A 238-nucleotide genomic window follows, 5' to 3' on the forward strand; every position below is an offset into this window, starting at 1 on the left:
CCCCGCACTGCGGCCCGGTGGTGCAGGTGTTGGTGCGGGCGATACTGGAGAAGATGGAGCCGCCGCCGGTGAGCGGATCCTTCGGCCGGCTTTCGTTCTTCGAATCGTGGCCGTCGAAGCTCAGCTTGAAGCGGACGGTGATGTTCCACGTGGCATTGAAGCCCAGCGAACCCAGCTTGTACTTCTGAATGCAGCGCAGCTGTTAAAGCCCGAAGTCCTTGGTGCCGGCGATTTCGCG

The 238-nt window shown here is 62.2% G+C and carries 1 pseudogene; it reads right to left on the reverse strand.

The features are described from left to right. A pseudogene (locus tag ACQG3P_RS23180) lies at nt 1–238 on the reverse strand (hypothetical protein); the annotation flags it as partial.

The organism is Stenotrophomonas sp. SrG, from assembly GCF_050031795.1.
Taxonomy (GTDB): Bacteria; Pseudomonadota; Gammaproteobacteria; order Xanthomonadales; family Xanthomonadaceae; genus Stenotrophomonas; species Stenotrophomonas rhizophila_A.